Raw genomic sequence first — 20,925 nt, 5'->3', positions numbered from 1 at the left:
CTTCAAGGAGTCGTCGCGTTGTCGCTTGGAGGCAAAAGCAGAAGACGGGTCAGGTAAAAAGTCTCAGTAGATTGCAAGTCATATTTTGGGCGATCGACCACCCTATCCGTCTAAGGAATGAGAATTGAATAATACCGAATTTTGTAGGGTATGTTGAGCGATAGAGAAACGCACGGCCAATAGTTGCAATTAGGGCGTTTTGCGTGGCTCAACACACCCTATGCAAGGGTCGGTTTTATTCAATCTAAGTCAATGCTTTGGCCATTAACTGACCATCTTCCAAGTGAATAATGCGATCGGCAATGTCTAATATTCGATTGTCGTGCGTCACCATTAACAAAGCGCAACCCTGCTCACGAGTTAGCCGATACATGAGATCTACAACATCGCGTCCGGTTTTACTATCGAGGGCGGCGGTTGGTTCGTCGGCTAAAATCAATTTGGGATGGTTGACTAAGGCGCGGGCGATCGCAACTCGTTGTTTTTGTCCACCCGAAAGAGTCTGAGGGTATTTATTCAACTGATCGCCTAGTTTGACAGCTTGCAGCATGGCTTCCGATCGCGATCTTGCTTCCCGTTTTGAAAAGTCGCGACGAGTTTCAGCAGCCATCTGAACATTTTGTCGAGCAGTTAAAAAACTCAGCAGATTGTGTGCTTGAAAGATATAACCAATATGTTGACGAACTTGCACTAACTGAGATTGACTAGCTCCGCGTAGTTCTAATCCTAAAAAATTGAGGCTGCCTGACTGTATCGATCTCAGCCCACCAATTAAGGTCAGCAAAGTCGTTTTCCCTGAACCGGAGGGCCCTGTCAGGATGACAATTTCTCTAGGTCTAATCTTTAAGTTGATATCAAATAACACTTGCTTGCGTAATGACCTTGATCCCAAGTGATGATTCAAGTTTTCAATAGAAAGAATCGAGTCTGAATACATAGTCAATTGACCTGTTCATTAAAAAATATCTGCGGGGTCTGCCGATCGTAGTTTGTTGACGGCGATCGCACCAGAAATCAGACACATGGTAAAAATCGAGGTTAATACACTAATTGCCTGGTTGGGTGTCATGATCACAGGAAGATGAGTTGCACTTTTTGCTAGATCATAGAGTTGCAAAGAAATGGCAAAGCCTGGAATAAATCCTAATGTCGCTAGAATAAAAGCTTGCTGAAAAACTGCCATGAATAAATAGTGATTGCTATAACCGATCGCTTTAATGGTTGCAAACTCAACTAGATGATTAGCAATATTGCTATAGAGAATCTGATAGACAATCACGACTCCTACAATAAATCCCATTGTCACCATCAAGGTGAACGTGAAGCCGATCGGGGTTCGTTCTGCCCAGTATTTCTTTTCTAGTTGACTATATCCATTCAGGTCAAAAATTCTTACATCATTAGGTAATCTCGCCTTCAATTTTTTCAAAACACGGTACTTATCCTGACCTGCTTTTAAGGTAACTACTCCCACATCAATTTCTTCGGGTGTTCGTTCTAAAAACATTTCTCCAAAGGTTAAATAAGGGACAATCAAGTTGCCATCTACGCCAAAAGACGGCCCCAACGTAAACAAACCTCGAACTTCTAAGGCTTTAGAAAAAGTCAATTCGTTGAACGGTGAAATCTCAATATCCACTGATTTGTTTTGGTTAAACGTTTCAGCGATCGGGCCAAACTCAGGACGAGAAGCTCGATCAAAAAGAGCACGATCGGAGATTTTAAGTTGATCTAATTGCTCGTTAATTTCGGGAATTGTAAAAATAGGATTAGCGGGATCAACTCCAAACACAAATAGCGAATTTTTTTCACCCGTTTTAATATTTTTGAGCTTGCCAAATTGCAGGTAGAGTGAATTCACAGACTCCACTTCATCTAATGCTAATGCTTGATATAATCGTTCTCTAGGAAAGCTTTGTTGAGAGGTAAGTGACGCATATTGAGGACTAATTAAAAAGATATCGCCTCGCAGACTACGATGTACTTTAACCGCACTCTCATATAGCGCATCCTGAAAGCCAAGCTGCATGAACAATAGAATTGCCACAAACGCAACCCCCGCCAACGTGACCAAAAATCGAACTCTTTGTCTTGTGAGTTGTAGCCAAGCGATCGGAATAGACAGCATGGTTATTTTTCCCTCTCAAACTATTTCTTGAAAATTACCTGAACCTGCAAATTAGTTAGTCCTGAAACTCGCTGACTATCCTCTGGCCTTAACTCAACTTTGACCTCAATCACTCTACGATTTGTTTTGGCAAGTGGATTGATGCTAAACGTATCCTGTGACCCAACTCGTAGCCCAATTTCAGCAACCGTACCCTTAAGTTCTCCTGAGATCGCATCACTAGTAATCGTCGCTTGTTGACCAATTTTGATCTTTTTAATATCTGTTTCATACACTTCTGTCACTGCGTACATCGTGTCATTGTCAGCGATTTCAGCAATCCCCTCTGCGCCCACAATTTCTCCCGATCGTGTGTGAATTTTTAGTACTTGTCCATAGATAGGCGATCGAATATTGGTTAACTCTAAATCCGTTTCGGCCGCTTTGACCGCCGCGATCGCATTAGCCACTTCCGCCTCTGCCACATTTACATCCACTGGACGCACTTCTACGACACTGCCCAGGTTTGCTTTTGCCTGATTGAGTTGTGCCTGAAGGGTTTCTACTGCCAACTGTTTGCTATCTCGCACCGAAGCAGAAATCGCTCCTTCTGTAAACAAAGTCTGATTGCGTTGATACTCTAGTTGAGCATTGTTAACTTCTGCTTGCAGTCGATCGATCGCTGCTTTCTGAGCATTAATATCATCGGTTCTGGCTCCAGCTTTGACCCTAGCTAACTGAGCCTGGGCAATCTGAACTTGCTTTTGAGCCTTAACCAACGATGCCTCACGGCTTAAGCGAGTTGTCAAGGTTGCGACAATCTGACCTACCCGAACGGAATCACCTTCTTTGACAAACAGTTGATCAATGCGCGCCCCCTCCAATGAGTTGAATGCAGACAAGCGAGTAATTTCACCCTTTGGCTGCAAGCGTCCCAACGCAGCAACGGCCCTTATCGCAGGTTTGGCACTGGCTTTAACCACAGGTGCAGGAGTTTGTGTAACCGATCGCTTCTGAATGAGCAGATACCCACCGCTCGCCCCCACCGCCAGCATCACCGCAACAGCAAGGTTAAAGATCCACGATCGTTTGGGCTGGGTAAATGGACTAATTGGTTCAACATACTGTTCGACTTTTTTTTGTACCATCGTAGGGGCCTCAATGGGAGGGAGGAGGGAGGAGGAAGAACTCGGCTTTGCCAGGAGGAGGAAAAAATGAGGTTTGAGTTCAGGGATGGTTGAGCAACTTGCTCTTGATTCTTGACACCTCACTTCTCACTCCTCACTCAAGAACTCTATTGGACTGGAAACAGCTTGTTGATCAAAGAAATTACGGTGGCGGTTTCATCGGAGCTGACGATCGCCCCCCTATCAAGACCAACGATCGTGCTGCTAAACCCATAATCGACGCGGGTCTTTTCGCTTTGAATGTCTACAACGATGCCACTGCCATAGTTCACTTTGGTGAAGCTGGGCTGGACGACGATTTCTCTGCCTTCCCAAGTGATTGTGGTGCTGCCATCGGTTCCTACGGTGACCCGACCTGGCCCTAGATCGATCGTCGAGCCAACTAAAACCGAGGTTGCTTTGCTCCGATCTTTAACCAGGGTGCCGCTCTCTGGGCTGACCACAACTTCCTGACCATCATTCCAGGAAACGACGGTATCGCCTCCGCGATCGACCACAACCTGACCGCTACTGTAGGGGCCATTCCAGGTGCTGACGGTGCTACCCGCAGGATTGACAATCACTCTGCCACTGCTGTCTGCTGAATTCCAAACAGTTGAGGTGCCTTTGCCCAAATCAACCTTCACTAAACCATCGCGATAAGGACGGCTCCAGGTGCTGTCATCGCTAACCCCATCCGAATCGACAATGACTTGACCACCACTATAAGGGCCGCTCCAGGTGCTAGTCGTGCTAGTGGTGCCATCGGGATTGACCACGACCTGACCCCTACTATAAGGGCCACTCCAACTGCTGGTGCCCCCACTCGTTGTCACCGCGCCATCCGCATCGACGACGACCTGACCACTACTATAAGGGCCGCTCCAGGTGCTAGTCGTGCTAGTGGTGCCATCGGGATTGACGACGACCTGACCCCTACTATAAGGGCCGCTCCAACGGCTGGCGCTGTCATTCGTTCTAACCGTTCCATCCGCATTGACGACGACCTGACCGCTGCTGTAAGGGCCGCTCCAGGTGCTGGTGGTGCTGCCGTCTGGATTGACCACGACTTGACCACTACTGTAAGGGCCATTCCAAGAAGAAATTGTGCTATTTGCCGGAACAATCGCCGTATTGAGCGGAGGAAGTAACGGAATCCAATTCAGTGAGGGCAGGGTCAATTGTCCAAAGGGTGAAAAAAGCGACATACAAAATCCTTAAAGAGGGACAACAAAGCGTTTAAGGTTTTATAGAATGAATGCCCGATCGAGCATCGAGAGAAGTCAATCTAAGTACGATCACACCCGCTTGTAAGTACCAACACTGCGAAACAAATTTCCCTGGTCACACCAGAATGCAAGCTTTTTACTCAAGATTTTGGCCATCCTACCCAAAAAGGCTGCAAACACTGATACAGTGATCAGAGAAATAAAGATTTGTTGCGCTGAAAAACTTAACCAACTCAGTCTTGAAGTAGCATTTTTGGCACAGCCCCAGGATAGGGGAATGTGAGATATGATACAGTCATCAAACAGTGAGCGAGAAGAGCGTTGGAATAGCCAATATCTAAAAGTTGAACACAAGATTCTAAACTTATGCCCACTATCGCAGTTGATCAAGTCAGCGTTGGGCTTAACCGCCGACCTATCAAAGATGAGAAAGTTGCTGAACTAATGGAGTCCATCAAGGCGAATGGACTACTAAATCCTATTACTATAGACCAAAATTTCAACTTGGTCGCCGGACTTCACCGACTCACCGCTTGTAAGCTGATTGGGCTGACTCAAATTGAGTGTACCATCATTACCTGCGAAGATGCCAACCATAGTCGATTAGCCGAAATTGATGAAAACCTGATCCGCAGTGAGCTAAATGCCCTGGAGCGATCGGAGCTTTGGCTAGAGCGCGATCGTATCCTCGACAAAATGGGGCTAAGAGCCAAACCGGGACAGAATCAATATCGCTCAAAAGGGGGTGAAACCGTTTCACCTTTGCTCAAAACTACTCTAGAACTCGCGAAAGAAACAGGCTACACCGATCGTACCTTTCAGCACGGCAAACAGATCGCTCGGAGCATTGTTCCAGAAGTCAAAGAAATCTTGCGAACCACTGAGTTGGCTAGTAGCCCAACCGCCTTACTCAAAGTGGCCCGGGCCGGAAGCCAGGAGCGCCAGCAGGCAGAACAGTCCGAACAAGCCGCCCAGATTGCTCGTGACCAAAAGCAGCACGCAGAGAGCGACAAACTGACCAGACTCGCTGCGGCGGCCAGGGCAAAACAAAAAGAGTTACAAATTGTAGCGCTGAACGCGATCGCTGCCGAAAAAGAAGCCAAATCTATTGCCAAACAGAGTCAGCGACTGTCAAATTCAGACTTCTCTACAATCACGCCCAAAGTTCAGACTGGGGACGAATGGAACCTGGATCGCCATTTTGTCTACTGCGGCGATACGACCAGTTCTCAGTTTGTCGAGTGCTTGCCCTCTAATGCAGCGCTTGCGATCGCGACCCTTTCGGCGGATTGGAACCACGATTATCTGATCGATGAAGCCAGGGTGGTAGTGGTGTTGCGCTCTGAGGGAACCGTTCACGACTTTTGTCATCAACATCAGATGCCCTTTCAGTTTGAGTGGATGCTGGGCGACCTTTATGCGGCGGTCTTTTCTCGTCAGACGATCTCCAAACCCCAGGCAGCGATCGCCGTGCGCGGAGTTGAAGGAATCGTGGCTTATCTAATCAGTGCTTACGCCCAACCTGGGAATTTTGTGATTGCGCCATTTATGGGTCACGGTGAAGTGTTGATGGTCTGTGAGCGGATGGGGCGCATTTGCTTTGTGGGGGATCAGGAGCCAGACTGTATCGAGCGGGCGATCGCGAACTGGCAGTCTTTCACCGGAAAACAGGCAACCTTTGGAGGAGGGACTGAGCGGTGAGGGGTGGTTTTTGGCACACTGAGCGAAAAAGTGGGGGACTGAAACGGAAAAAACCTCAAGACTCGCGACAACTACGCACCTCAGACCTCTTTTTCTAACTCCGGGGTATTGTGTTTTTTTGATGAAGATTCCGTTAATTTACTGGAAGTTTCCATACCGCCTGTGATAACCTTTCTGCAAATGAAATCGCATCTCTGACCTTCCACCGAAGTTAAGAGACCTGAGATTTCTACGCTCTGAATTGCTGGTCTTGAACGCTTCTGAATCCTGTCATTCTTATGAAGTGGCAAAGTAAGTCCCGGATGGTCTGACTCACACCGTTAGCAGTTCCTCAAGTCACGTAAACAGTATGGCTGGCAAAGGTCTGTACAGCCGACTTCTGACCCAACTGGCAAGGTAAAACAGATGGGTAATTCGCGTAAAGAACTTGGACACAAAGCTTAAATCTGGCTCCTGAAGGTAAGTCTTTTCAATTTCTTGACCAATAATGTAGGGTTGACTACTAAGTGACTATCGCTCCTACTCTAGATTTGATTTAAGCAGACACAAGCCCGAAAGATTGATTGTTTTGAGGCTTTGATTTCTCGTATCAAGTCTTGCTCTAATTTTGGGGGATCTATTACTATGGCGTTTATCAGAGTTGACAGTCTTGTCATCAACACTGCTTACATTGCTGCCGTTGACCTTGAAAGCCATACTTCCTCTGGAGAAGACAGTGTAGCGATTTTGATGGTGACTCCCAAGTTCCCGTTGGCTCGGAAGGAAGATATTTCTCATAGTCCTCACCATTACGAATGGCTTGAATTTACTGGCAAAAAGGCGGTGGCCTTGAGAACCTACTTTAGTAGTCTCAACAATGTCATTGATCTACTGCCCAGTTCTTATTATTCAGTTGCGTGTGTTAACTCATAGGTTTCTCGATCGACTAAAAGTTAGGGCAACACTAGCTTTCACTGATTAACCCAGTCATTATAGAGCGTGCATTTTTGGTAGGGCGGCTCACACTCCCTGCACTTCCCACCTGCCGTTGGTGGGCTAACTGTGTGTACTCTCAACAGTCAGGTTAATCACGACGTTAGTTGGTAAAGCGAATTGAATAACCTCTACCGATCGAGCGAGTTTATCTATTTTGGCAAAGCTTACGCTAGTGAGCTATTGATCTCCGATCGCGACGGTTATTTCGCAAGCATTCATCCATCACGAATAAGGGTTTGTCTATGTCTACTTCTAGGATTGACCCGATCTTGGCACAGCTACACAGCGAAGTTGGCAACTTTGAGAAGGCGCTATTAGAGCTAATAAAGAGTAAAAACAAAAAAAAAGCGAGGTCTGAAACATTGGTGGACATCAACAAGACCAATCGGCAGCTCAAAAGCACCCCGATCGCCATTATTGGTATGGCTTCTCTCTTTCCGGAGGCTAAAAATCTTCAGGAATATTGGGACAACATCATGCGCGAGGTGGACTGTATTACCGAAGTTCCGTCGTCTCGCTGGGATGTCGATGAATTCTATGATCCCGACCCCAAAGCACAAGACAAAACCTACTGTAAGCGGGGCGGATTTATCCCAGATATTGACTTTAATCCGATGGAGTTTGGGCTACCTCCCAACATTCTGGAATTTACGGATGTATCGCAGTTGGTGTCGCTGGTGATTGCCAAAAAAGCGATGGAAGATGCGGGCTATGGGGAGACTCGGCAGTTCGATCGCGATCAGGCTGGTGTGATTCTCGGTGCTGCTGTTGGACGGCCGTTGAGCGGCCCGTTAACTGCCCGAATGCAATACCCCGTCTGGGAAAAAGTTCTTAAAAACAGTGGTTTATCGGATGAAGACACGCGGCGGATTGTTCAAAAAATCAAACTCGCCTACCTCGACTGGGAAGAAAATTCGTTTCCGGGCATGTTGACCAACGTGATCGCGGGACGGATTGCCAATCGGCTTGATTTTGGAGGCACTAACTGCGCGATCGATGCCGCCTGTGCCAGTTCTCTCAGCGCTTTCAAGATGGCAGTCAGTGAATTGAGCGAACACCGCGCCAACTTGATGTTGACCGGGGGCATTGATATTGACAACTCGATCGTCACTTATCTCTGTTTTAGTAAAACGCCTGCGCTGTCCAAACGTCAGGAAAGCCGACCCTTTGATGCAGAGTCTGACGGAATGCTGGTTGGCGAAGGCGTGGGAATGCTGGTGCTGAAGCGATTGGAGGATGCCGAACGGGATGGCGATCGCATCTATGCGGTGATTCGAGGCATTGGTTCTTCTAGTGACGGACGCTACAAAAGCATTTATGCACCTCGCCCAGAAGGGCAAGCCAGAGCCTTGCGACGAGCCTACGAAGAAGCGGGATTTTCTCCAGCCACGGTGGGCTTGATCGAAGCGCATGGAACAGGCACCGCAGCAGGCGATCCGGCGGAGTTTTCGGCGCTGGATCAGGTGTTTCGAGAAGCCGATGCGGAGCAGCAATCGATCGCATTAGGAAGTGTCAAGTCACAGATCGGACATACCAAAGCTGCGGCGGGTGCGGCCAGTTTGATCAAAGCAGTACTGGCGCTCCATCACAAAATCCTGCCTGCGACCATCAACATCACATCTCCCAATCCCAAGTTGGGCATTCAAACGTCTCCTTTTTACCTCAACACGCGCACTCGACCGTGGATTCGCCCTGCTGGAGAGCCTCCCAGACGCGCAGGTGTGAGTTCTTTTGGCTTTGGCGGCACTAACTTTCACATCGTGCTGGAAGAATACCAAGCCGAACATCAACAGTCCTATCGATTGCACAGTACGATTCAGACGCTACTCTTGACGGCCGCGACTCCCGAAAAATTGTTGCAGCACTGTCAAACAATTTTGCAGACGCTGCAATCTGAGGGCGGCGATCGAGACTATTTGGCGATCGTAAACGCTTCTAAACACCTGACGCTTGAACAAAATGCCGCTCGATTGGGATTTGTGGCAGGGTCACGCAGCGAAGCCTGTAATCTGTTGCAAATCAGCATTGAGCAGTTGCAGAAAAACCTGACGCTCTATGGATGGAACCATCCCCAAGGTATCTACTACCGCAAAAGCGGCATGGTAGGCAAAGTAGTGGCACTGTTTTCGGGGCAGGGATCGCAATATCTCGAAATGGGACGAGAACTCACGCTCAACTTTCCTACCTTGCGAGAAGGACTGGGCGAGATGGATCGGCTGATGATTCAGGATGGGCTAACCCCGTTGTCAGAAGTCGTGTTTCCTGTACCCACCTTTGAGAGCCAATCGCAGCAAGATCAAGTGGCAGCCCTACAGCGAACGGACTACGCCCAACCCGCGATCGGTATCTTCAGCAGCGGACTCTACAAACTATTGCAGCAAGCTGGGTTCCAACCTGATTTTGTGGCAGGACATAGCTTTGGAGAATTGACGGCACTGTGGGCAGCAGGCGTGTTGGGCGATGGAGATTACTACCGTCTAATCAAGGCAAGAGGGCAGGCGATGGCGACTCCCTTGGGAAATAGCGATGCGGGAGGAATGCTGGCGGTGAAGGGGGATGTCAGTCGCATTGAGGCGCTGATTCAACCGTTTCCCCAGGTGACGATCGCAAACTTGAATTCTCCTCAGCAGGTCGTTTTAGCGGGTGCCAGGTCAGAAATTGCTAAGGTGCAGTCGATTTTACAAGAACAGGGACTCTCTGCGATCGCGCTCCCCGTGGCGGCGGCGTTTCATACTCCCTTAGTTGCCCATGCTCAAAAGCCGTTCGCTCAAGCGGTTGAGTCGGTGACCTTTGCAAATCCTAAAATTCCGGTTTACACCAATGTGACGGGCAAGCAGTATCCCCCGGATGCGCCGACGATTCAAAAAATTCTCAAGGAGCATCTGATCAATAAGGTCTACTTCAGGCAGGAGATCGAGGCGATCTATGCAGATGGCGGTTTTTGCTTTGTGGAATTTGGCCCCAAAAATGTGCTGACCAATCTGGTGAAAGAGATTTTGGCAGACCAACCCCATGAAGCGATCGCCCTGAATGCAAACTGGCGCAAAGATAGCGATCGTCAATTACGTGAGGCGGCGGTGCAGTTGCGGGTTGTGGGGCTGCCCTTGGGAGATTTTGACCCCTATCCGCTAGAGCGAATCACGCCTGAAGTCAGTCCCAGAGCCAAAGCGCTGAATGTGCGATTAACAGCAACCAACTACATCAGCGAAAAGACGAGAATGGCGTTTGACATGGCGCTGCAAGATGGGCATAAGGTGACATTGGCGATTCCAGAGGCGATCGTGATGGATCGATCCCTTGAAGTTGTCTCCACCACAGATTCCAGCCGCAAAGCTGACCTAAACTCAAAAAAAGTTTTGCAATCTACCAAACCCGCACCCAAAGAGCAGTCGCAAAACGGACATGCGACAAACGGACATGCGACGAACGGACATGCGCGCAATGAGCCGCCAAAAGATGAGCCGCTCAAAGAGCAGTCGCAAAACGGACATTCAGCCCAGACGATAAAAGCGGTCGCCCAAGAAGCGGTCGCTCAAAAAGTGACTCAAAAAATGGTTGACTCTGTACCGCTCGATCGCTCTGCTCCCCAGCATTCTCAGCCCAAAACGACGACTTCCAAGCCTGAACCTGTTTCCATTCAGCCACCTTCTGAACCCAAGGGACTCCCTATGTCAAACTTACCTTTGCACTACCAACGCATTTTAGAGAGTTTGGAGTCTAGTCTGACGGAATTTAGCCACCGCCAACAAGACATTTTGCAAGTACACGAACAGTATTTGCAGCAGCATATTGACTATGCCCAAGCTTTTCTCGATTTGACTCAGCAGCAGAATGCTTTGTTTGGCAATTCAGACACTGTGACTCCCCAGGCTCAGACGACGGTAGCCGAAAGTCTGGAACGCAGTATGACGCAGTTTCATCAACATCATGGCGAGACGCTGCGGGTTCACGATCGTACGCTACAACATCAAGCAGACCACACTCGCAGTTTCTTTGAGGTTTTGCATTATCAGTATTCTGGACTGGTTTCTGGGGAAGTTGCATCAGAACAGCCTTCTAGACACAATGGGGCAAAGGTTCTACAAGAAAAAGTAGCGGTGTTGTCAGATACCATCTCTGCAAGTTACTCACAAGAAATCGCGACACCTGCGAACATTACACCAAAGGCAGTTCCCCCAGTGAGACAGCCGGAAGCGATCGCTCAACCTATTGCCAAAAATGGTGCTCTCAAGGTTAGTGCGGCTGAGTCTTTCAAGGTTGTGACGACTGTTGAATCGCTTCAGCAAGACATTCCAAAGGTAGTCCAGTCTACAGTCGCTAAAGCGGAAGTGCCCAAGGTGGAAGTTCCCAAAGCTGAAGCTCCCAAAGTCGAAGTTCCCAAAGTGGAAGTTCCAAAGGTCGAAGTTCCCAAAGTCGAAGTTTTACAGCAGTCTGAGCCTAAAACAGATGAAATGGCTGCTCTGGTAGATGCGCTACTAGAAATTGTCAGCGAAAAGACAGGCTATCCGGCAGAAATGTTGGAGTTAGACCTGGACATGGAGGCTGATTTGGGGATTGACTCGATCAAGCGAGTCGAAATCATGGGCACGATGCAGCAGCAGTTTCCTGACTATCCGGTGGCCAACCCCGAAGACTTGGGCGAGTTGCGGACGCTGGGACAAATCATCGAACAAATGCGTCAGGTTGCTTTGGTTGCAGTGCCGACAACTACAAAATCAGATACAAAATCAGAGGACACTTCCCTACCAGCGGTTAACAACCACACTGGAGTATTAGAAGTAGAGTCTGCCAAAGTAGTTGTGACCAAAGAGGTCGAGCCTACTGTTTCTGACCCCGATAACCCGACTTTAGACGATCTCTCAGCTCTGGTAGATGCGCTACTAGCAATTGTCAGCGAAAAGACAGGCTATCCGGCAGAAATGTTGGAGTTAGACCTGGACATGGAGGCTGATTTGGGGATTGACTCGATCAAGCGAGTCGAAATCATGGGCACGATGCAGCAGCAGTTTCCTGACTATCCGGTGGCCAACCCCGAAGACTTGGGCGAGTTGCGGACGCTAAGACAAATCGTTGAGCAGATGAAACAAACTGGGACGGAAAAAAAAACCATTCAGGCACCTATTTTAGCGAACAGTCCCGCCTGAGTTCACCGTTGCCCAACCATGCGATTCGTCGTCAGACTGTAAGACTGCAATTTTTGCCCGATCCCGATCGCCTCGATTTTGCCCTGCCCAAAGACCAGATTTGTTTGCTGACCGATGAGGGTTCCCCGATGACCATGAAAGTCGCAAAGTCTCTCATCCAGCAAGGTTGGAAGGTCGTCGTCTTGAGCTTTCCACACGCTTTGGTGACCAAACCAACCATTGCAGAGGGAATCAATCGAGTCGTAATGGACGGCTGGAGCGAAGATCAGTTAAAGTGGCAACTCAACACGATCGCAGACACTTACGGCCCGATCGGCGCATTCATTCACCTAAATCCCAGTCTAGAGGACTATCAGAATGCTGGAATCCAGGCTCCCGAAGTAGACAAGGCGATCGTTCAGCAGGTCTTTTTAATCGCCAAACATCTCAAAAAATCGCTGACTCAACCCCGGTCTGTTGGTCGCGCTTGTTTTCTAACAGTGGCTCGACTGGATGGCGCATTTGGTCTAAGTCAGCGGCTCAAGTTTAGTGCAATCAGTGCGGGATTGTTTGGACTCACCAAAACGCTAAATGCTGAATGGGAATCGGTGTTTTGTCGAGCGATCGACCTTAGCCCCCGTCTAGATTTTGGTCAATCCGCCCAGTGTATTCTTGCTGAGTTACATGATCCCGATCGGGGGATTGCTGAAGTCGCTTACGGAGAGCAAGGTAGAGCCACGCTGATTGCAGAAGTCAGCACAATGAGTTAACAACTAGCTTGGAGTCGGGGCACTTATGGTTAATGTGATTGCTCAAATCGATTCAGAATCCGTGTTTTTAGTCAGTGGTGGAGCAAGGGGCGTGACGGCTCAATGTGTACTCCGACTCGCTCAACAGTATCCGTGTAAGTGGATTTTATTGGGACGATCGTCGATCGCGACACCAGAGCCTACCTGGGCAGAGAATTGTTTTGACGAAGCTGAACTCAAAAAACGGGCAATGACCGCACTGCTCGAAACTGGCGAGAAACCAACTCCCGTCAAAGTTCAGAAACAACTCACGGCACTGACTGCCCGACGCGACATTGAGGCTACCTTGCAACAACTAGCCCAGTTAAATCGATCCGCAGAATATCTCAGTGTAGACGTGACCGATCGACCCGCCCTGCAAGAAAAGTTGTCTGGTGTCGTAAATCGACTGGGACGAATTACAGGCATTGTTCACGGCGCTGGAAACCTTGCCGACAAGCTAATTGAGAACAAAACTGCACAGGATTTTGAGTTAGTCTATGCTGCCAAAGTTCAGGGACTAGAAAATCTATTAAGCTGCGTTTCTCCAAACCAACTTCAGCATCTCGTATTGTTCTCATCAGTAGCTGGATTTTACGGCAACGCAGGACAGTCAGACTATGCGATCGCCAACGAAATTCTCAACAAATCGGCTCATCTGATTCGACAACACCATCCTCAATGTCACGTTGTCTCGATCAATTGGGGCCCGTGGGATAGCGGCATGGTCACACCCGAACTCAAACAAGCCTTTGCCGCACGCCAAATAGAAGTCATTCCGCTAGAGGTCGGGGCACAACTGTTTGTGGAAGAGGTAACGGCTCACACAGCGGCTCAAGTTGTGATCGGGAGTCCTCTGACTCGACAGGCTAACCCTCTGGATACAGAACTCAAAACACATCGGATTCATCGTACCCTGACGAGCGATCGCAATCCTTTTTTACAGCATCACGTCATTGGGGGACATCCCGTTTTACCTGCGATGTGCGCGGCTGGTTGGATGATTAGCACCTGCGAACATCTTTACCCTGGCTACCATTTTTTTGGTCTGGAAACCTTCAAAGTTCTCAAAGGCATTGTGTTCGATCGGACTCAGCCAGAAGAGTTTATTGTCGATGTGCAAGAAGTTGCCAAACTCTATAACGAGATTCAGTTTGATGTGAGAATCTGGAGTGAACCAGAACTCAAAAAGCTGAGATTTCACTACAGTGGTCAGGTGACACTGCGCCGGGAAGCCCTACCCGCACCCATCTACAATGCTTTCAACAATGAGTCTGGCAGCGCCATTTCTGGACAGTCTTACTATCAAGATAAAACGCTGTTTCATGGAGCCTCTTTTCAAGGAATTGAGCAGGTATTGAATATCACTTCAAAACACTTAATCATGCAGTGTTTTCTACCTGGAATTGCGGCAAAAGATCAAGGACAATTTCAAGCAGAAATGTTCAATCCTTACATTCAGGATGTGGGCATTCAAAGTATTTTGATTTGGTTGAGACACTTCCATCAAACCGGGGCGTTGCCGTTAGAAATTCAGCAGATTACTCAATTCAAACCGATCGCCTTTGAGCAGCGCTTTTACGCCGTGATGGAACTGCAACTCAAAACCGAAACCGAAATCGTAGCCAACATCACCGCATACGACCAGGAGAATGAAGTCTACGCCCGTCTGTCTGGAGTCAAAATGATTATCAGCGATCGCCTTAACCAGCTTTTTGAGCGATCGTCCTCGACCACAACCGTCTAGCCGCAAGTTGCCCATCCCTGAAAGCAGGGAATCGTATCAGGAGATTGATCATGGAGAAAATCGCGATTATTGGGCTATCTTGCCTTTTTCCCGATGCCAAAAGCCCTGCTGAGTTCTGGCAAAACTTAATCAATCAAACCGATTCTATTTCGCTTTCCACCGCAGAGCAAATGGGCGTTGATCCCGCAATCTTTTACGATCCAGTCAAGGGAAAAACGGGAAAAACGGGCAAGTATTACTGCATGAAGGGTGGCTACATTAAGAATTTTGAGCTTGACCCCGCAGGCTATCACATTGCTCCCGAAATTCTTCAAAGCTTAGACAGCATTTATCAATGGTCGCTCTACATTGCCAAACAAGCTTTACAAGACAGCGGCTACTTAGAAAATGCTTCTGTTCTTGCTAAATGTGGCGTGATTTTAGGTAACCTTTCTTCACCGACGCGATTTTCTTATCGACTGATTGCCCCCATCTATCAACGCATCATTGCTTCAGCCGTTCAAGAACTCTTTAATCAACCTCAATTCAAGCTCAACAATCTGCCTTGTCCAGATCAGATGTCGATTTTGAATGGGCTAACGGCCGGGTATCCGTCGGCGATCGTAGCCCAGGCATTAGGACTTTCTGGCATTAACTTTTCACTGGATGCCGCCTGTGCGTCGTCGCTCTATGCAGTTAAGTTGGCGTGTCACTACTTGTCCTCTGGTAAAGCTGATTTGATGTTGGCGGGAGCCGTAAGCTGCACTGATCCCTTCATGACGCATACGGCGTTTTCGCTATTTCAGGCTTACTCCGATGATGGCATCAGTCGCCCACTGGATCAGGATTCTGGTGGTTTGATGACGGGAGAAGGCGCGGGAATGCTGGCGCTCAAACGCTATAGTGATGCGGTCAGAGATGGCGATCGTATCTATGCCACAATTCTCGGACTGGGACTCTCCAATGATGGCAGAGGCAAGCACTTTCTTAGCCCAAACCCCAGAGGTCAGGTACTAGCTTTTGAGCGGGCCTACGCGGCGGCAGACATTGATCCGCAGTCGATTCAGTATGTCGAATGTCATGGCACAGGTACGCCCCTGGGCGATCGTACCGAACTCAACTCAATGGATACCTTTTTTGGGCAATATGGCGGCAAGCCTAAAATCGGCTCCGTCAAATCCAACATTGGGCACCTACTTACAGCTGCGGGAATGCCCAGTATGCTCAAGGTGATTTTGAGTATGAATGAAGGAGTGATTCCGCCGACGCTCAATCTTCAGGAGCCACTGAGTTCTGTTAACAATGTGATCGCACCTGAACAGATCGTCAAATCTGTCACCCCCTGGAATAGCCAAACTCCGATAAAACGCGCTGCTGTCAGTGCTTTTGGCTTTGGGGGCACCAATTCTCACCTGGTACTAGAACACGGAACTTCTAATAAAATTCTTCCTCCCACTAACCCAGTAGAACTGCCCAAACTCGCGATCGTTGGCATGGATGCGTTCTTTGGTCAGTGTCATAGTCTGGATGCCTTCGATCGCTGTATCTATGACGGATCTCAGCAGTTTATTCCGCTACCCAGCGATCGCTGGCGGGGGTTTGAGAAACTACAATCGCTGATGACGGATGCTGACTTGCCCAATGCTGAACCCCCGCTGGGAGCCTATATCAAAGAATTTGAACTAGACTATCTGCATTTTCGCATTCCTCCCGACGCAAACGATCAGCCCATTCCTCAGCAGTTGTTGATTCTCAAAGTAGCCGACGATGCGCTCCGCGATGCTGGGCTAGAAGAAGGAGCTAATGTGGCGGTGATTGTGGCGATGTCTACTGAGCTTGCGTCTCACCAACATCGGGCCCGCTGTGATTGGCTCTGGCAGGGAGAAGAAGCATTGGCTAAAGTGGGCATTGTTCTACCTCCTGAGAAAAAAGAGGAACTAGAAGAAATTCTCAAAGAAGGCTTCCAAAAGGGGCCGATGCAGGTAAATCAGTGCATTAGCTTTATTGGCAACATTATGGCCAGCCGGATCTCTACGGTCTGGGATTTCACAGGCCCGACGTTCACGGTTTCTGCTGAAGAGAATTCTGTGTTCAAAGCGTTAGAAGTTGCTCAAATGCTACTGTCTGATAGTACGGTGGATGCTGTTTTAGTAGGAGCGGTTGACCTGACTGGCGGGGTTGAGAATGTTTTACTCAGAAGCCAGATTGCTCCCCTGAATACGGGAACAGCTACCCTGGGCTGCGATCGCGCCAGCAATGGTTGGATGGTCGGAGAAGGAGCGGGAGCCGTCGTCGTCAAGCGTCTGGACACTGCTCAGGACGATCGCGTTTATGCGGTAGTTGATGCGATTAGTCTAGTACAAGATGAGCCAACGCGCTCTAACAACTTACCTTTGTCGCCTCAGCCCCAAGCTGTTGATCAGTCCTGTCAGCAAGCATTTCAGCAAGCAGGCATTACGCCCGACGAAGTAGGCTATGTAGAAATGTTTGGCAGCGGGATTGCTGAAGAAGATGCGGCAGAAGTTGCGGGACTAACTCGTGCTTATCAATCGGCGGCTGAATTGAATTGTGCGATCGGCAGCGTCAAAGCCAACATTGGACACACCTTCTCAGCGTCTGGGATGGCAAGTCTGATCAAAACAGCACTCTGTCTCTATCACCGCTACATTCCCGCAACCCCTCGCTGGTCACGTCCCAAACAGCCAGAACTATGGCAGGGCAGTCCTTTCTATGTTGCCACAGATTCTCGACCCTGGTCAGTGCCTGATCGCGCCCTCAAACGCACTGCCGCAATTAACGGATTGGGACTCGATCGCACCTATGCCCACGTAATTTTGTCAGAAGATCCCAACCAGTCCAGCCGAAGTAATCGGGTGCTAGAACAGCTTCCGTTTCGGCTATTTCCGATCGCAGGTGACGATCGCGCCAGCATTCTGAATCAGCTAGCGGGTCTTGAGCAGATTTTGGATCAGTCTTCCTCCCTCGTCATTGCTTCTGGAAGAGCATTCGAGGCATTTCGCGCTCAGTCTAGTCCTACTTACACAGCAGCGATCGTGGGGCATAGCAAAGAGGACATTCGGCGTGAGGTCGGGCGTGCCCGAAGTGGAATTGCCAAAGCCTTTGAGCAGAATGGAGAGTGGAAAACACCGCTAGGCAGCTACTTCACCGCGAATCCCCTGGGTAAAGGGGGGCATGTTGCCTTTGTGTATCCGGGTGCATTTACGTCTTACATCGGTATGGGGCGAGAATCCTACCGATTATTTCCCAACTTATTCGACAAGCTGACTTTATTTGGGGAAACCAACCTTCAGCAACAGCAATCTCACCAATCTAATCAAGCCTTGTATCCCCGCAGTTTAGAAGCTTTGTCAGTGCGGCAACTAGAAGCGTTAGAACTCCAAATGATCGGAGACGCTAACAATATGCTGATGGCTGGTACGCTCTCGACGATGGCGGCGACAGCGATGCTCAAAGATCATTTTCAGGTGCAGCCCAAAATTGCTTTTGGTTACAGTCTGGGCGAAGTGAGCATGATGTTTTCGCTCAATGTTTGGACAAGTTCAGAATCTATTGCCCACGGTGCAGATGATTCTCCATTGTTTCAGACAAGGCTTTCTGGCCCTAAAAATGCTGTGCGCGACTATTGGGGATTGCCCCCCAGTCAGGAGACCGCCAGCGACGATTTTTGGAGTACCTATGTTGTGATGACGAAGGCTGATCGTGTTCTGGAAGCCTTGAAGCAAACTGATCGCGTGTATCTAACCCACATCAATACTCCCAATGAAGTCGTCGTTGCTGGAGATGCTAAAAGCTGTCAGCAGATGATCGATCGCCTGGAGTGTGAATCTTTTCGGGCACCTGCTAACTATGTGCTGCACTGTGAACCCATGCGGTCTGAATACAATGAGTTTGCCAGGTGGATGGTGTTGCCTACGCAGAAGATTGAAAACGTAAATCTCTACACGGCTGCTACTTACAACAAGTCGATCTTAGATAGTCAGAAGATTGCCCACAATGTTGCTGAAGCGCTAACTCGACCTTTGAACTTTCCGCGTCTAGTTGATCGCGTCTATGCTGACGGAGCCAGAATTTTTATAGAAGTCGGCCCAGGGGGCACCTGCTCTCGTTGGATTCGAGAAACCCTGAAGCACAAGCCTCATACTACGATGCCCGTTGTGACGAGAGGGGTTGAAGATGCGGTGTCGATCGTGCGGCTATTAGCCAAGTTGGTGAGCCATCAAGTTCCCGTTGATTTGTCTTCTCTGTATCCTCCCATCGTCGATCGTAAGGCTCGATCGCTGATCAAAACTGTGACCTTGGGAGGTCAGGACATTCGAGCCGCTATTCTCACTGAGGAAAATCGGAAAATCTTTGCGGAGTACAGGTCGCCTGATTCTACTCAGAGCAGCCCCGCTAAGAGTCCACTCTTTCCTTATCGCAAGCCCAGCGACCCGCTACCCCAGGCGATTCCCGCTCTAGAACGGCTTTATTCTTTGTCTTCAACCTCTCTCCGCCCTATGTCCAAGCTCTACCAAACGCTTAGAGAAAACCTCACACTCACAACTCAAACTCAGCGTACCTTCCTACAAACTCGCCAGGAATCACTACAGCAATTGAGTAGCCTGATCCAACTTCAAGTCAGTGCTTTGCAACAGATGATAGGCAGTCCAAACGACACAGGATATAGGACAGGAGACAGTGGACAGGAGACGGGAGACAAGGGACAACAGACAATAGACAGAAGACAAGCTTACCCGCCTCGCCATACCCCTAAAGAACCTACTAAACTTACGCCTCCCCCTGCTCAACCTGCAACTTCCTTCGATCGCCCCCTAATTTTTGACGAAGCCCAGGTATTAGAATTTGCAGAAGGTAAGCTGTCTAAAGTGTTTGGGTCAGAGTATGCGATCGTAGATACTTATCCTCGACGGGTGCGCCTCCCCATGCCGCCCTACTTATTTATTAGTCGCGTCACCAAAATGCAGGCAAAGCGAGGCTGTTTTGAACCCTGCTTTATCGAAACTGAGTTTGACCTTCCTGATACAGCAGGCTATCCCGTTCCCTGTGCAATGTTTATCGAGGCCTGCCAGGGCAACATGATTTTGATCAGCTACCTGGGCATCGATTTTGAGATTAAAGGAGAACGGGTTTATCGCGCCCTAGACGGCATTGCTAGCTTTGTTGGAGACTTGCCCCAACCGGGTGAAACTATTCGCTGCTGTGTACAGATTACGTCGTTTGTGAGAAGTGGCGATACGCTGCTGTACTTCTTTGAGTTTGAAATCTTTGTGGGCGATCGCAAGTTTCTCGAAGCCCGTGGAGGCGCAGGATTCTTTACTGACGACGAACTGAAAAAAGGGCAAGGGGTCACCTTGAGCGATCGAGAAAAAGCCGCCCGTAACCAAATTCAAAAACAGTCCTTCAAGCCACTGTTGCCTTGTTCAAAAACCTACTTCGACAAGGCTGATCTGATTGGACTCAGTGAAGGCAATTTCTCTTGTTTTGGAGCCGACTACCATCCTCGCGATCGCAATCCTGCCCTGAGATTTCCATTACCTTTGACGCAAATGGTCGATCGGATTGTAGCGATCGATCCCACGGGTGGAGCCTGGGGACTAGGACTCATTGTTGCCGAAAAAGACCTGAATCCAGAACACTGGTACTTCAACTGTCACTTTAAAGACGACTACTGTCTACCTGGTACGCTGATTGGAGAAGGCTGCTCTCAAGTTTCTGTCTTCTATGCTCTCTACCTGGGACTACAAACTCGCACCCAAAACGCCAAATTTGACCCCATCATGCACCTCACCCAATCTGGTCGCAGCCGTGGCCAAGTCACCCCCACTTCTGGCACCCTCACCTATCAGCTAGAAATCACCGAAATTGGTCTAGAACCCACCCCTTACCTGAAAGCCGATGCTTCCGTCATCTTCGAGGGCAAAACCATTTCATTCATCAAAAACCTAGGAACTCGCCTAGTCGAGCAAACCATTAGCGATTAAGTATTAGCGATTAAGTATTAGAGCGATTCACCTGGCAACGCCTGAAAACACACAATTGTAGTTCACCACCCAGCACATGCTTTGAACCACAAGTTTTGTGAGCAGTGC

General features: G+C 48.9%; 10 protein-coding genes. 6 read left to right on the top strand and 4 right to left on the bottom strand.

What is annotated here, in order from left to right:
• Nucleotides 1–244 precede the first annotated feature (244 nt).
• From ACKFKH_RS13940 to ACKFKH_RS13925, 4 genes are all read right to left on the bottom strand, one after another.
• Nucleotides 245–937 (bottom strand): DevA family ABC transporter ATP-binding protein, encoded by a 693-nt coding sequence (locus ACKFKH_RS13940; protein WP_446858910.1) that lies wholly within the window; start codon nt 935–937, stop codon nt 245–247.
• A gap of 18 nt (nt 938–955) precedes the next feature.
• On the bottom strand, nt 956–2,128 hold the full coding sequence (gene devC / locus ACKFKH_RS13935) for an ABC transporter permease DevC (protein WP_446858909.1): 1,173 nt from the start codon (nt 2,126–2,128) through the stop codon (nt 956–958).
• A gap of 20 nt (nt 2,129–2,148) precedes the next feature.
• Nucleotides 2,149–3,255 (bottom strand): HlyD family efflux transporter periplasmic adaptor subunit, encoded by a 1,107-nt coding sequence (locus tag ACKFKH_RS13930; RefSeq protein WP_446858908.1) that lies wholly within the window; start codon nt 3,253–3,255, stop codon nt 2,149–2,151.
• A 146-nt stretch (nt 3,256–3,401) separates the two neighbouring features.
• Nucleotides 3,402–4,481, bottom strand: coding sequence for a hypothetical protein (locus ACKFKH_RS13925; protein WP_446858907.1), 1,080 nt, complete (start codon nt 4,479–4,481; stop codon nt 3,402–3,404).
• A 387-nt stretch (nt 4,482–4,868) separates the two neighbouring features.
• On the opposite strand from ACKFKH_RS13925, the gene ACKFKH_RS13920 reads away from it, so the two are divergent.
• The 6 genes from ACKFKH_RS13920 to ACKFKH_RS13895 all read left to right on the top strand — a co-directional run bounded on the left by ACKFKH_RS13920 (nt 4,869) and on the right by ACKFKH_RS13895 (nt 20,817).
• Nucleotides 4,869–6,203 (top strand): ParB N-terminal domain-containing protein, encoded by a 1,335-nt coding sequence (locus tag ACKFKH_RS13920; RefSeq protein WP_446858906.1) that lies wholly within the window; start codon nt 4,869–4,871, stop codon nt 6,201–6,203.
• Between the two features lie 624 nt (nt 6,204–6,827).
• Nucleotides 6,828–7,115: a hypothetical protein gene (locus ACKFKH_RS13915; RefSeq protein ID WP_446858905.1), complete on the top strand. Its 288-nt coding sequence runs from the start codon at nt 6,828–6,830 to the stop codon at nt 7,113–7,115.
• 305 nt (nt 7,116–7,420) lie between these two features.
• The gene (locus ACKFKH_RS13910; protein WP_446858904.1) at nt 7,421–12,322 is read left to right on the top strand and encodes a beta-ketoacyl synthase N-terminal-like domain-containing protein; all 4,902 of its coding nucleotides are present in this window, start codon (nt 7,421–7,423) and stop codon (nt 12,320–12,322) included.
• 8 nt (nt 12,323–12,330) lie between these two features.
• Nucleotides 12,331–13,071, top strand: coding sequence for a hypothetical protein (locus tag ACKFKH_RS13905; protein WP_446858903.1), 741 nt, complete (start codon nt 12,331–12,333; stop codon nt 13,069–13,071).
• Nucleotides 13,072–13,096: 25 nt separating this feature from the next.
• Complete coding sequence (locus ACKFKH_RS13900; RefSeq protein WP_446858902.1) at nt 13,097–14,836, top strand: SDR family NAD(P)-dependent oxidoreductase; 1,740 nt, start codon at nt 13,097–13,099, stop codon at nt 14,834–14,836.
• A 50-nt stretch (nt 14,837–14,886) separates the two neighbouring features.
• Nucleotides 14,887–20,817, top strand: coding sequence for a PfaB family protein (locus tag ACKFKH_RS13895; protein WP_446858901.1), 5,931 nt, complete (start codon nt 14,887–14,889; stop codon nt 20,815–20,817).
• Nucleotides 20,818–20,925: the final 108 nt, after the last annotated feature.

The organism is Phormidesmis sp. 146-20 (genome assembly GCF_052939475.1).
This window is presented reverse-complemented; position numbering and strand designations above follow the sequence as displayed.

Excerpts from the sequence above, each read along its gene's own strand:
- ACKFKH_RS13940 (WP_446858910.1), bottom strand. The coding sequence starts at position 937 with ATGTATTCAGACTCGATTCTTTCTATTGAAAACTTGAATCATCACTTG.
- devC (WP_446858909.1), bottom strand. The coding sequence starts at position 2,128 with ATGCTGTCTATTCCGATCGCTTGGCTACAACTCACAAGACAAAGAGTT.
- ACKFKH_RS13930 (WP_446858908.1), bottom strand. The coding sequence starts at position 3,255 with ATGGTACAAAAAAAAGTCGAACAGTATGTTGAACCAATTAGTCCATTT.
- ACKFKH_RS13925 (WP_446858907.1), bottom strand. The coding sequence starts at position 4,481 with ATGTCGCTTTTTTCACCCTTTGGACAATTGACCCTGCCCTCACTGAAT.
- ACKFKH_RS13920 (WP_446858906.1), top strand. The coding sequence starts at position 4,869 with ATGCCCACTATCGCAGTTGATCAAGTCAGCGTTGGGCTTAACCGCCGA.
- ACKFKH_RS13915 (WP_446858905.1), top strand. The coding sequence starts at position 6,828 with ATGGCGTTTATCAGAGTTGACAGTCTTGTCATCAACACTGCTTACATT.
- ACKFKH_RS13910 (WP_446858904.1), top strand. The coding sequence starts at position 7,421 with ATGTCTACTTCTAGGATTGACCCGATCTTGGCACAGCTACACAGCGAA.
- ACKFKH_RS13900 (WP_446858902.1), top strand. The coding sequence starts at position 13,097 with ATGGTTAATGTGATTGCTCAAATCGATTCAGAATCCGTGTTTTTAGTC.
- ACKFKH_RS13895 (WP_446858901.1), top strand. The coding sequence starts at position 14,887 with ATGGAGAAAATCGCGATTATTGGGCTATCTTGCCTTTTTCCCGATGCC.